The 13,190-nt window shown below is 50.5% G+C and carries 12 protein-coding genes; 8 read left to right on the plus strand and 4 right to left on the minus strand.

Annotated features, from left to right (window positions below; all coding sequences use genetic code 11):
* Window positions 1-30 precede the first annotated feature (30 nt).
* The 5 genes from K3G39_RS13950 to K3G39_RS13970 all read left to right on the plus strand — a co-directional run bounded on the left by K3G39_RS13950 (window position 31) and on the right by K3G39_RS13970 (window position 6,862).
* Window positions 31-2,964, plus strand: coding sequence for a DEAD/DEAH box helicase (locus K3G39_RS13950; protein WP_220626790.1), 2,934 nt, complete (start codon window positions 31-33; stop codon window positions 2,962-2,964).
* A gap of 348 nt (window positions 2,965-3,312) precedes the next feature.
* A complete protein-coding gene (locus K3G39_RS13955) occupies window positions 3,313-3,753 on the plus strand; it encodes a hypothetical protein (RefSeq protein WP_220626791.1) in 441 nt (146 codons plus the stop codon).
* A gap of 165 nt (window positions 3,754-3,918) precedes the next feature.
* Window positions 3,919-5,415 (plus strand): 1-hydroxycarotenoid 3,4-desaturase CrtD, encoded by a 1,497-nt coding sequence (gene crtD, locus K3G39_RS13960; protein WP_220626792.1) that lies wholly within the window; start codon window positions 3,919-3,921, stop codon window positions 5,413-5,415.
* Window positions 5,408-6,091, plus strand: a complete 684-nt coding sequence (locus K3G39_RS13965) for a carotenoid biosynthesis protein (protein WP_220626793.1) — start codon at window positions 5,408-5,410, stop codon at window positions 6,089-6,091. The genes crtD and K3G39_RS13965 overlap by 8 nt, the downstream gene beginning before the upstream one ends.
* A 162-nt stretch (window positions 6,092-6,253) precedes the next feature.
* Window positions 6,254-6,862 (plus strand): TetR/AcrR family transcriptional regulator, encoded by a 609-nt coding sequence (locus K3G39_RS13970; RefSeq protein WP_220626794.1) that lies wholly within the window; start codon window positions 6,254-6,256, stop codon window positions 6,860-6,862.
* 84 nt (window positions 6,863-6,946) lie between these two features.
* Here K3G39_RS13970 and K3G39_RS13975 read toward each other — a convergent pair whose 3' ends face one another.
* The 3 genes from K3G39_RS13975 to K3G39_RS13985 all read right to left on the minus strand — a co-directional run bounded on the left by K3G39_RS13975 (window position 6,947) and on the right by K3G39_RS13985 (window position 8,283).
* The gene (locus K3G39_RS13975; protein ID WP_220626795.1) at window positions 6,947-7,189 is read right to left on the minus strand and encodes a hypothetical protein; all 243 of its coding nucleotides are present in this window, start codon (window positions 7,187-7,189) and stop codon (window positions 6,947-6,949) included.
* A 3-nt stretch (window positions 7,190-7,192) separates the two neighbouring features.
* The gene (locus tag K3G39_RS13980; RefSeq protein ID WP_220626796.1) at window positions 7,193-7,513 is read right to left on the minus strand and encodes a thioredoxin domain-containing protein; all 321 of its coding nucleotides are present in this window, start codon (window positions 7,511-7,513) and stop codon (window positions 7,193-7,195) included.
* Window positions 7,514-7,659: 146 nt separating this feature from the next.
* Window positions 7,660-8,283 (minus strand): DUF3365 domain-containing protein, encoded by a 624-nt coding sequence (locus K3G39_RS13985; RefSeq protein WP_220626797.1) that lies wholly within the window; start codon window positions 8,281-8,283, stop codon window positions 7,660-7,662.
* A 187-nt stretch (window positions 8,284-8,470) separates the two neighbouring features.
* Between K3G39_RS13985 and prfA the strand changes: the two genes are divergently transcribed.
* From prfA to K3G39_RS14000, 3 genes are all read left to right on the plus strand, one after another.
* The gene (gene prfA / locus K3G39_RS13990) at window positions 8,471-9,544 is read left to right on the plus strand and encodes a peptide chain release factor 1 (RefSeq protein WP_220626798.1); all 1,074 of its coding nucleotides are present in this window, start codon (window positions 8,471-8,473) and stop codon (window positions 9,542-9,544) included.
* A 136-nt stretch (window positions 9,545-9,680) separates the two neighbouring features.
* Window positions 9,681-11,051, plus strand: a complete 1,371-nt coding sequence (locus tag K3G39_RS13995; RefSeq protein WP_220626799.1) for a hypothetical protein — start codon at window positions 9,681-9,683, stop codon at window positions 11,049-11,051.
* Between the two features lie 201 nt (window positions 11,052-11,252).
* On the plus strand, window positions 11,253-11,678 hold the full coding sequence (locus K3G39_RS14000; protein WP_220626800.1) for a secondary thiamine-phosphate synthase enzyme YjbQ: 426 nt from the start codon (window positions 11,253-11,255) through the stop codon (window positions 11,676-11,678).
* Window positions 11,679-11,691: 13 nt separating this feature from the next.
* Here the strand turns inward: K3G39_RS14000 and K3G39_RS14005 are convergent, their stop codons facing one another.
* Window positions 11,692-13,185 (minus strand): M43 family zinc metalloprotease, encoded by a 1,494-nt coding sequence (locus tag K3G39_RS14005; RefSeq protein ID WP_255594352.1) that lies wholly within the window; start codon window positions 13,183-13,185, stop codon window positions 11,692-11,694.
* Between the last annotated feature and the right edge of the window lie 5 nt (window positions 13,186-13,190).

Genomic DNA, 13,190 nt, shown 5'->3' on the forward strand with positions numbered 1-13,190 from the left:
TTAAATTTGGAGTCCTAAAATTGTACCTGTATGAAAGTATACACCACGCAGCCGTTTCAGGTAATCTATTCTCTGTTCGAGCATGAGTACCTGGGATATCTGTTCGAATCTTTTGTGGTGCAGATTAATACTAAGGGGCAGCTGACTTTACAGCACCAGAATATTTCTGCCAAAAACGCCGACGAATTCTCCTCCCGTCTCGATGCTAAAGATTTTAAACTGATCGACCTGATCGATCAGACTCAGCAGGACGCGGTACTGAAGAAGTTCTCTTCAAAGAAACTCTCTCCTATTGATTTTTTCCTGAAGGTATACGACCCTGAAAAGGGCGATAAAAACATGCAGGAAGCGATCGGCCATTACATACAGGTGCGCATGAACAAGATTCTGGAAATGCTCCAGGACCGCCGCACCTTCATCATTGGCAAAGATGGCGACCCTACTTGGAAAGAAATTCAGGTAGCAGCCGATAAAGCAACTGTGCGCTTTCACCTGCACCGCAACCCGGACAATACTCATTATTACCCCACTGTCAAGTATAAAGGAGATAAGCTTAATTTCCAGTATCGGAATGCGGCCCTGATCTGCTACGAACCAGCCTGGCTGATGGTGGACGGTGTTATATACAGTTTCGAAAGCGGCATTGACGGTAAAAAGCTGCAGCCCTTCCTGAATAAAAAGTTTATCCTGATTCCGCGTTCAGTTGAGGAAAACTACTACCGCAAGTTTGTGACCTCGCTGGTAGAGTCCTTCGACGTGAAACCGAATGGGTTCGAGATAAAGCCACAGGTGTTCAAACCCAGGCCGCACCTCAACTTCTCCGAAATCAAGTCGGCCGAAGTATCTGCGTTGCTGAGCAACGGGGGTAGTGAGGCCAGCAGAGTAGATAAGGCTGCCGCAGCCGATAAGATCCTGTTCAACCTGTCCTTCAGGTATGGCGACCACCTGGTGGAGGCGCAGGATGCCAAGCGGATTAGTGTGAGCATGGAAAAAACGGAGGATTCCTACATTTTCCATAAGCTATTGCGCGATGCGGTGTATGAAAAGCAGTATGTAAAAGAGCTGGCCAAGCGCGAACTGGAGGTAAAGAACGGACAGGCCGTGCTGGACAAAAGCGCTGCTTTTTCGTGGCTCAACAATAACCTGCAGGCACTGGAGGAACTGGGCTTTACGGTGGAACAATCCGAGAAAAGTGGCAAGCACTACTTCATTGGCGATATTTCTGTAAACGTAGGTATAACTGAAAACAACGACTGGTTCGACATCTATGGCACTGTGCGCTTCGGTGAGTTCGAAGTGCCGTTCATCAGGCTAAGAAACCACATCCTGACGCGCAACAACGAATATCTGTTACCGAACGGGCAGGTAGCTATTATACCTGAAGAGTGGTTCACGCAGTACATCGAACTGTTTGCCTTCTCGGAGGGGGAGCAACAGCTGACGCTGCGCAAACACCACATGGCGCTCGTTAACGACCTGCAAAACGGCAACCTGGCCCAGGTAACGATGACGCGAAAGCTGGAAAAACTGCGCGAGTTTGATGCCATAGAAGACAAACCAATGCCGGCAGGCTTCCTGGGGGAGTTGCGTCCCTACCAGAAAGCGGGTTACAACTGGCTGCATTTTGTAAAAGACTTTAAGTTTGGCGGCTGCCTGGCCGATGACATGGGGCTTGGTAAAACCGTGCAGACGCTGGCCATGCTGCAGCACCGCAAAGAAAACGGAGCCGAGTCGGCGACGTTGCTTGTGATGCCGACCTCGCTTATCTACAACTGGCTGAACGAAGCGCAGAAGTTCACACCGGAGCTGCGCATCCTCTCCTATACCGGTACTTACCGCGACAAGAATGTAGAGCAGTTCAAGGATTATGACCTGGTGCTGACCTCCTACGGCATTGTGCGCCTGGATACGGAACTACTCAAGACGTACTACTTTGACTATATTATACTGGACGAGTCGCAGGCCATTAAAAACCCGGATTCCAATACTTCAAAGGCAGTTCGCTCGCTGAAGTCACGCCATCGCCTGATCCTGACAGGTACGCCGGTCGAGAACAGCACCATGGACCTTTGGTCGCAGATGTCGTTCATTAATCCAGGCCTGCTGGGCAATCAGCATTTCTTCCGGAAAGAGTTTCTGAAGCCGATTGAGAAACAGAAAGACGAGCACAAGACACGCCGGCTGCATGCGCTCATCAAGCCATTTATACTGCGCAGGCACAAATCGCAGGTAGCTCGTGAACTGCCGCCTAAGATTGAGCACACCACTTTCTGCCGGATGACAGAAGAGCAGGAGCAAGCCTACGAAGAAACCAAGTCGTATTACCGCAACAAGATTTTGACCAGTCTGGAAGAAAAAGGGCCGGGCAACACGCAGTTTGTCCTTTTGCAGGGTTTGATGAAGCTCCGCCAGATTGCCAACCATCCTTTCATGACGGATCCGAACTATGAAGGCGAATCGGGTAAGCTGAAAGAGGTGATGCGCATGACCAGGAACATTGTAGCCAAAGGTCATAAGGTGCTTATCTTTAGTCAGTTTGTGAAGCATCTGGAAATTGTAAGGCAGGCACTGGATGAGAAGGAAATTACCTATGCGTATCTGGATGGCAACACGAAGAACCGCCAGCAGCAGGTAGAACTGTTCCAGAACAACCCGAGCATACAGGTGTTCCTGATCTCGATGAAAGCTGGTGGCGTGGGCCTTAACCTGACCGCTGCGGACTATGTTTTTATCCTGGACCCGTGGTGGAACCCAGCCGTGGAGGCGCAAGCCGTGGATAGAGCCCACCGCATCGGGCAGCAGAACAAGGTGTTTACCTATAAGTTCATCACCAAAGACACCGTAGAAGAAAAGATCCTGGCGCTGCAAAACCGCAAGATCCAACTCGTAACCGACCTGATCAGCACCGACGAGAACATCATCAAAAGCCTGACGAAAGAGGACATTGACAATCTGTTAAGTTAGGGATTAGATAAATTGTTGGTTCGATAGCCGGGTAGTATACCAAAGCCGCAGCATGATGCATCTTGCGGCTTTTTTGTGGCTGCAGCAAGAAGGCAGGTATAACCTTATAGTTGTTGTTTGGTTAATAGATAGAGCTCTTAGGTATAGGTAGGCTGGGCAGGTATAGAGAGGGAAAGTTATACCTTCAAAAGTTTACATTGTTGCGCCACGCCTGGCAAAACCTGAGTGTATTAGCTATACCTATATAAAGCCACAAGGTGTTATTTAGCATACCTGACGGATACAGAATGAGCAGGTATAACTGCGGATCAATAATAGAACCATCAGCAATTTAACAACTAAGCACACATGCACCTTCACCTAAAGACAGCGGTAGAACAGGACTTCCGGAGCGTGTTTTATGCATTTGACGAGCAGCTGTTCAGAGAACTGGCGCCGCCCTACCCGCGGCTGAAGCTGTTGCGGTTTGATGGCAGTGCCCCGGGTGACGTGGTAGAAGTGGAATTGCAGACAGGTATAAAATCCTTCCGGTGGACCAGCCTGATCACAGAACGGGAAATAACAGATACGGCTGCCTGGTTTGTAGACGAAGGTCAGGAAGTCCCTCCTCCCCTGCGCAGCTGGCGGCATAAGCATTTGGTCACGCAACACGGTAGCGGCGCTCTCATCCACGACATCATTGACTACAGCACTGGGTACAAGGCGCTGGATGCCATGCTATATCCCTTTATGCTGGCGGCCTTCGGTATGCGGAAGCCGATTTATAAGAAACTGTTTCGTAAGGTATAGTGAAGCAGTTCGGAAAGGTATAGCTTCCTTATTGAAACACAGGTACCGCTATCCCTATACCTGTCTGAAGAGGCATTGATAAGGTATATAGTGTCAAATCTTCAAAACCTTTGCCCTATCCTTGCAGTTAAGTGCAGGAAAGAAATAATCTGCTTAAATTCGGAAATGACGAAAGCCGCCATCATCGGTTCAGGTATTGGAGGTATAGCTACGGCCATCAGGCTGGCAGTGAAAGGCTATGATGTGACCGTGTTTGAGGCCAACGCTTCGTTTGGCGGCAAGATGCACCAGTTCGATTTGCAGGGCTATCGCTTCGATGCCGGTCCCTCCTTGTTCACACTGCCGCACCTGGTAGACGAGCTCTTCACGCTGGCTGGCCGCAACCCGTCCGACTACTTCACCTATACCCGCCTCGACCCGATTACGCATTACTTCTGGCCCGATGGCAGTCGCCTGAAAGCTTACGCCGATGCCGAAGCTTTTGCTACTGAGGCGGAGCAGCAATTGGGCGTGAAGGCGCAGGATGTACGGGATGTGCTGGCCAAAAGTGCCCGGCTTTATAAAGGTACAGCTGATACTTTCTTGCATAAGTCATTGCACCGGCTCGATACTTACCTGAGCACAGATGTGCTCAAAGCGCTGGCATGCCTTTCGGACCTGGGGCTGACAACGACGATGCACGACGCCAATGCCCGGCTGTTCAATGATCCGCGTTTTGTGCAGCTGCTCGACCGCTTTGCCACTTATAATGGCTCCGACCCCTACCAGGCACCGGGTACGCTCAACCTGATTCCGCATCTGGAGCATAACATCGGTGCTTTTTATCCGAAAGGAGGCATTTACAGCATCGCGGCTAGTCTGGTGAAGCTGGCTGAAGAGCTGGGTGTGGAGTTCAGGTATAACGAGCGGGTGGAGCGGATCATCACGCAAAATGGTACGGCAACAGGTATAGAAACCACTTCCGGCAGGTATAGCGCCGCTATTGTGGTGAGCAATATGGATGTGGTACCGACTTACCGCCGCCTGTTGCCCGACCAGCCTGCGCCGGAGCAAACGCTCCAGCAGCCGCGCTCCAGCTCGGCATTGATCTACTATTGGGGTATAGCCCGCGAGTTCCCGGAACTGCACCTGCACAACATTTTCTTCAGCCAGGATTACAAGCAGGAGTTCGAGCACATCTTCCATCACAAATCCATCAGCTCTGACCCGACGGTGTATGTGAACATCACCTCCAAGATGGAAAAGAATGATGCGCCGGCAGGTTGCGAGAACTGGTTTGTAATGGTGAACGTGCCGCACCACCAGGGCCAGGACTGGGAGCAACTGGTCAGCACCACACGCCAAGCTGTGACGGATAAACTGAGCCGCATGTTGCAGACAGATCTCCGGCAGGCGATTGTGTGTGAGCAGGTGCTGGACCCGCTGCTGATTGAACAGCAAACTTCTTCTTATGCCGGAGCGCTTTATGGCAGCAGTTCCAACAACCGCATGGCCGCTTTTCTGCGGCACCCGAATTTCAGCTCTAAATTAAAAGGGCTTTACTTTTGCGGCGGTAGTGTGCACCCTGGCGGAGGTATACCGCTCTGCCTGCTTTCTGCCCGTATAGTGGGCAACTTGGTGCCTGTCGCAACATCAGTTAATCAATCAAAACAGCATGCCTGATACAACACATCCATACCAGCCGGCTATACCTTTACAGCAGCGCCTCAAACCCTATGCTTTTGCGGTGGCTTTGGGGGTGCTGGCAATTTTTCACGCAGTCGGTTTCTGGGGACTCTTGTTTAGCGGCGAGCCCGAAAAGTTTCAGCAGCTCACGCCCATGAACCTGCTCCTGACTAATTTCCTGCTCTTTTCTTTTCATAAACGCTGGAATGCGGCCTTTCTGCTTTTCGTGCTGGTGATAGTGACGATGGGTTTTTTTGCGGAAGTGATAGGTATACACACCGGCCTGCTGTTCGGAGACTATGCCTATGGAGAGTCACTGGGTTTAAAACTGCTGGATGTACCCCTGCTGATCGGGCTTAATTGGCTGATGCTCGTGTATACAACAGGACACCTGGTGAATATGATAGACATGCACTGGCTTGCCAGAGCTGTGTTGGCGGCCCTGTTGATGGTCGGGCTCGATTTTTTTCTGGAGCCGGTGGCGGTGGCTTTCGACTTCTGGGACTGGCAGGGCGGGTACATTCCGTGGTCCAACTACCTAGGGTGGCTGGGGCTGGCTTTCCTGTTTCAAATATACTTCCAAAAAGTGCCCATTTATAAGCAGAACCGCCTGGCACCTTATGTATACCTGGTGCAGGCAGTATTCTTCATAAGTATCTGGACCTTACTATAAATCTGTCTTTTTTCGAGTAGAGCGGAGTTTGCGGGGCGCAACTTATTATGTTACATTTGCATGTTTCGGACGAGACATTACAAGCAAATTAATAATACATCAAGCCTGTTATTGCGTATAGGTACTTATCCTTTTCAGCAGCTTGATGACGTACCCTATTCAATGACTTTTTTAGAAACGATATTAGGCGAGCTCCTGCAGATTTTTAAGCGGGAAGGTATAGAGGCGAATTCGGATGCGGATCTGATCAGGAAACTCGACATACGTCAGTCAACTTTCCATGAGCTTTTCTCGGGTCGCGAGGATATGGTGAAGCAGGCAATTCTGTTTGATATAGAAGTAGAGAACAGAAGGCAAATGGATCTGCTCTCGAAGGCCTCCAATCCTGTAGAAGGAGTTATGACGCTGCTGCTCGATGGTATCAAAGTTATCAAACAGGTAAATCCGGTTTATATTGGTGATCTGCAGAAGTATCCGGAAGCCTGGCATATGAGCATGCAGAACGTGATTGACAACAACCGACACATAAATGCTGAGATCCTGAACAGAGGCATATTGCAGGGTTACTTCCGCAAAGACCTCAACCTGCAGTTAGTTACAAAAATCATTATTGAGCAATTTTTCATGATACTCAACCCAGTGTCTTTTCCGCCTGATAAGTATGATCTGTCCGACGTTTTTCGCAGCGTATACCTGTACTATGTCCGCGGCATCTGCACTGAAATGGGCGGGAAGCTGGCAGAAGAGTATTTCGCCAATAACAAAATTTAAGCAGTAGCTATACCTACAAAAGAACAGCAGGCCCCGAAACTTTACGCTTCAGGGCCTGCTGCTTTTTATATTTATCAGATTGAACTAGCTGATAGAAACACGCACCTTCTTGGTGTACTCACGCAGCGCAGCCTTAAAGTCCACACCATTGTCGTTCATGTAGTTCAAAATCCAGGCGGCGGCAATCACGTGCGTCAGTTGTTCGCCCTCATCGTCGCCTTCTACCTCAATGGCAAGCGGCTGCTCTTCCATCAGGGCCTCTTCGGCTGCTATCAGGTTCTCCAGCGACTCGTTTTCTACTAGTTTTTTGATTACTGGTATCTTCATTTCTTAAACAGTCAATTTGTTGATCAGATCACGTACGGCTTCTTCTTTGCTGGCAGCCACGGTGTCTACCAGTTGGCCATTTTTGAAAACAGCGAAAAAAGGCAGGTTGGTTACGCCAGCCACTTTGCGGGCTTCCGGGCTTGTTTCAGCGTTAACATCCACAAAAGCTACATTGGCAAAGTCTTCTTCGCCAGACATGCGCTTGAACTTGGGCGCAAACAAACGGCAACTGCCGCACCAGTCGGCGTAGTATTTCACTACCACGTTTTGGTTTGAGCTCAGTACGTTATCGAAATCGTTATCGGTTGCTACTATTACAGCCATGTTATTCTTTTTTATAAGATTAAACATCAGATCAGGTATACCTCATCTACTAGGTGCAAAGTTAAAGGTTTTGAGCGTAAAATGCAGTGACATATGTCACCTAATACCTGCTGTATGGCCCTAATACAGGCCTGCCAGCAGAATATTTAGCGTGGACGCCGGCTTTTCTTGGGTTGGTCGTTGAGGAAGGCCACCAGGTCCATTTTGTCGAACGTGAGCTCCCACATCCCCATCAGATCGCCTTTCTTATAACCTGTGGCTTGGTCCTGCGGGTACTTTTCTTTGATCAGGGGATAGTCGGAATCGCTCAGCTCCTGGCCCACCGTGCCGTGGCAATTCAGGCAGGTTTCGTCGTGGAGGTAGATCGGGGAGGTATAGCGGATCTCGTTCTGGTTCAGCGCTTCTACTGTTGCCTGTTGCTCCTGGCCGCTGCTATACCTGGCCAGCGCCTGGGTCGTGCTACCTTTGGCCAGATTTTGTGGGTTGCGTGGCTGCTCGCTGAAGCGGCGCGAAATGGCGCCGAACTTATCCTGCAAAACTTCCACCTCTTCAAAATTTTCGGGCTGACAATAAGGTATAGCGGCTGCAATACCTCCCTGGGCGAGGTGCTCCGTCAGACGCTGGATATGCAGGCGCTGGGCCACCACCACAATGGAGTCGCCGTGCTTTTGAGCGGCCTTAAGGATGTCCTCTTGTGTCAGGCGCTTGATCTTGTGGCGCTCCAACTCTTGGGCAATTTCCTTCCCTCCTTCTATTGGTTTCACTTTCACATCGCAGCCTGAAACTATAAAGACTGTGCCAAGGGTTATAGTAGCGAGCAAAGAACGGGCATTGAACATCTTTCGATACAAATTTGTAGTAGGATAAATAAGTAATATAACAGCTGCAACCAGCACTTATGTTTTATTACTTAAACGCCAATTTAGTATCTTTGCAGCTTAAAACCATAACAGAGCGATGTTAGATAAATTAGAAGCCATTAATCAAAGGTTTGAAGAGGTAAGCCAGCTGCTTATCCAGCCTGATGTGGCCAGCGATATGAAGAAATTCAAATCGCTGAATAAAGAGTATAAGGACCTTGACAAGATAGTAGTAGAGTATAAGAAGTACCTCAACATCCTGAGCAACATCGACAATGCCAAGCAGGTAATTGCGACTGAAAAGGATGAGGACTTCCGTGAAATGGCCAAGGAAGAGCTGGACGAGCTGCTTCCGCAGCGCGAGGCGATGGAGGATACCCTGAAAGAGCTACTTATCCCGAAAGACCCGAACGACAGCAAAGACATTATTATGGAGATCCGTGCAGGAGCTGGTGGCGATGAGGCCTCTATCTTTGCCGGTGACTTATACCGCATGTATAGCCGTTTTGCTGAGAAAATGGGCTGGCGCATGGAACTGATGGATGCTACCGAAGGTACATCCGGCGGCTACAAAGAAATTATAGTAGGCGTGTCTGGCGAAGATGTATATGGCAAACTCAAGTTTGAGTCGGGCGTACACCGTGTGCAGCGCGTACCGGCTACCGAAACGCAGGGTCGTATCCATACTTCGGTTGCTTCAGTAGTGGTGCTGCCAGAGGCAGAGGAATTCGACATCGAGCTCGATATGAATGAGATCCGCAAAGATCTTTTCTGTTCTTCAGGCCCGGGTGGTCAGTCGGTAAACACGACGTACTCAGCCGTTCGTCTGACGCACCTTCCGACAGGTATAGTGGCCCAGTGCCAGGACCAGAAATCACAGCTCAAGAACTTTGACAAAGCGTTGGCAGTACTCCGCTCGCGTATTTTTGAAGTAGAGCTGGCCAAGAAAAACGAAGCTGAAGGCGCCCAGCGTAAGAGCATGGTAGGCGGCGGCGACCGTTCTGACAAGATCCGTACCTACAACTACCCGCAAGGTCGTGTAACCGATCACCGCATTGGCTATACCGTATACAACCTGCCAAACGTGATGGATGGCGGTATTGAAGACTTTGTGGAAGAGCTGCGTATAGCAGAGAACGCCGAGCGCCTGAAAGAAGGTGCCACAGCGTAACAAGCTAACCTGCTTTTGAAAAGACATATTTAGGAATGTAGTGCAGCCGGAAGCTGCGCTGCATTCCTTTTTTATTTTTAACTTGTTGGAGAAATCTAAAGTCCCATCCAAAAGGCAAAAAAAAATTGATCACCCTTTGAGATACCTGCTCGCCATACTGCCCCTCCTGTTCCTGCTTTCGATGGTAGGCTGTGAACCCAAAGACGAGGTTGTAACTAATGACTCGGATGCGATGCTGCGCTTTTCAGCAGATACAGTGCTGTTCGATACGGTATTTGTGACGCAGGGCAGCGTAACGCGCCGACTCAAGGTATACAACCCCCAAAAAAAGGCCGTGCGCATCAGCAGCATCAGCTTGGGTGGAGCCAACGCTTCTCCTTACAAACTGATCATTAATGGCCAGGAAACCCCGATCGCAAACGACTTTGAGTTGCGGGGGCAGGACAGCCTTTATATTCTGGTGCGCGTCAACATCAACCCGGCAGATCAGAATCAGCCCTTTCTGGTAGCGGACTCAATTCTGTTTCATACCAACGGAAACCAGCAGCATGTGAAGCTGGTAGCTTACGGGCAGGATGCGGTGTTCCATCCAAAAGGTGTGATCGGTAATACCATCTGGGCAGCTGGCAAGCCGCATGTGCTGCTCGACACAGTGCTGCTGCGCGAAGGAGCGACCTTGACCATAGAAAAAGGGGCACGCATCTTTGCAACGAATAAAGCCGTTCTGCTGGTCAATGGTACGCTGCGGGTCGAGGGTACGCCGGAGGATCGGGTGACGTTTTCAGGTATACGACGCGAGCCAGCCTATGTCAATGCGCCCGGACAGTGGGAAGGTATACGCATTCTAACAGCTAGCCAGAACAACACCATCCGTTACGCTGACATCCGCAACACCATACGCGGGCTCAGGATCGGCAATCCGGGCAAGGGAGGCACTTTAGTGGAAGGCTGTGCGATACAATACGCTTTCCTGGACGGCATCGTGGCTTTCACCTCGGATGTGAAGGTGGTGAATACGCTGATCAGCAACTGCGGGCAGTACGGTTTCGGTGGCCTGGGCGGTGGTAATTACGAGGTACTGTACTCCACCATCGTCAACTATCAGAACCAGCTGCAACGCGAGACACCTGCCTTTGTCGTAGCCGACTTTATACCTGGTACCGATATCCGAAACCAGCCCACACAACTGCGTCTGGTCAACAGCATTGTGTACAGCGATGGCTCCAACTATACAAACGAGGTGCTGCTGGAAGGCGATCTATCAGCTGAGGTGGCGCATAACATACTTCGCACGGATGCCTACAAAAATACGCTCAACATAAACGGCAACCTGCTCAACATTGATCCCAAATTCAAAGACGTCCGCAAACATGACTTCCAGCTCGACACACTCTCCCCTGCCAGCGGTGCGGCTATACCTCTTCCAGGTATAAACAAAGACATCAGAGGTATAAACCGCAGTCCTGACAAACCAGACATCGGCGCTTTTGAGCGGCTAATAGACTGATTTAGTGACTAAGCGAGTTAGTTGATCAATGGTGCAATGCTTAAAAAAGCGTGCAATTCATATCTACATTTACCCCGGTGAAGTATTCGCGTATGAACCATAACGGTCGAGTCATCCAGAAAAATCAATCACTAAATCACTCAGTCACTTACTCACTCAATTTAAACTTACTCATTCACCAATTCACTAACTCAACAATCCATGTGGTTTCAGAAAGAGATACGCTTGCCAGCCGTGAAACGCGGTTTTCATTTGATCACGGACCTGCTTGCGGCGCAGCTGCCTGAGCTGGAGAACTACAAAGTTGGCCTGGCGCACATCTTCATCAAGCATACCTCTGCTAGCCTTTGTATAAACGAAGATGCAGACCCAACCGTGCGGCAGGATTTTGAAAGCCACTTCAACCACATGGTACCCGAAAATGCGCCCTATTACCACCATACCATGGAAGGCCCAGACGATATGCCGGCGCACCTCAAGGCTGCTTTACTGGGGAGTTCTGTGACGGTGCCGATCTCGAAAGGGGAGTTTAATTTGGGAACCTGGCAGGGCGTATACCTGTGCGAACACCGCAACCATGCTTCAAAGCGCACCGTGGTGGTTACGTTGCAGGGAGAAGGCGTTTAAGGTATAGGAGTTCTTACTTCACAATACTTACTTTGGTAACCGCGACACCATTGGTGCTGGTCGTGCGCAGGAGGTAAATACCGGATGGCATGTGCTGCACATCCAGCCTGATCACTCTTTCGGCCACCTGCTCGCGCAGCATCACCTGTCCGTGGCGGTTCAGCAACTCTACCAACTGAATCTGCTGACGGGCTGCCTGTTCCAGAACGAGATAAGCCTGTGCCGGATTCGGGTATACCTTCACATGATCAGCCGTCACATAGATATAGTCCTCTCTGGTGAGGGTATGGCCGGAAGTTCCGTTGGAGGTGGTGAGGGTAACGCTATACCTGCCTGGGCGGCTATACCTGACAGTTGGGTTTTGAACAGTAGACGAGGCAGGCGTACCACCCTCAAATTCCCACTGCCACTGTGTTGGCTTAAAGCCAGCAAAAGAACCGATAAACTGTACCTGATCGCCGGGGGCTAACAACGTGTCCTGGGGCTGGGCAGTGCTGAAACGGGATCGCAACTCGCCGGTACAGGCCGTGGACGCAAACATGTACCCGCGTGCCGACTGCAGTATACCTTGCATATAGGCCGCCTGCCCCTTGGTGAAGAGACTCATGCAGGCGTCGTCAGAGTAATCCATGTAGTTTTGCCACATGTTGCCGTAAGGGCCATTGTCACAGGAGACGTCTATTCCGTCAGGGCAGCCATCCGTCTGGGTGAGTTGGTTGGGTGTATCGTCTATGTCATCGGAGTCGTTGCAGGTCATTCCGTTACCCCAGATGTGCTTCAGGCCCAGCCAGTGGCCTACTTCGTGCGTAGCCGTTCGCCCCTGGTTATAGGCCCACAGGCTGTTGTTGTGCGGCGCTGCTCCCACCGTGCGGTAATGCAGCACCACGCCATCACGCTCTGGCGAGGCGTCCGGGGAGGAGGCATAGCCGATGCTGCTGGTGCCCAGGTTGCCTATCCAGATGTTCAGGTATAGCCTAGTGTCCCAGGCATCCACACCTCCGTTGGATGAGGACTTGATCTGATCAGAAAAGTAATTGAAGCTTTCTTTGGCTGTTTGTGTGCGGGTGATACCTGAAGTCGGGTTGCCGTTTGGATCTACTATGGCCAGGCAAAACTCTATGCGACTGTCAGCGGCGAGAGGCTGGAAATAATCCGGGGTATTGGTTGTATCAGAATTAAGGCGACGAAAGTCCTGGTTCAGCACTTCGAGTTGGGAGCGTACCTGCGCTTCAGAGATGTTCTCACTTCCGGTTTTATAAACTACATGAAACACCACAGGTATAGTGATGGTTGCCTGTTGCATGGCCTGACCGGCAGGGCGCTGGCGCATGAGTTGCTGCACAGCCTGTTGTGTTTTTAAGCTTCGCTCCTCAAAGCCCGGATCCTGTCGCTTTAGAATTTCCAGGTATGCTTCCGTGCTGCAGCCACGACCCTGCTCCGACGTTTGCGCAAAGGCTAAACGAGCAAAGGAAAAGATTAGAAGAAGGGCCAGGGTATAGACACGCATACGCA

This window comes from Pontibacter sp. HSC-14F20 (assembly GCF_019599265.1).
GTDB lineage: Bacteria > Bacteroidota > Bacteroidia > Cytophagales > Hymenobacteraceae > Pontibacter.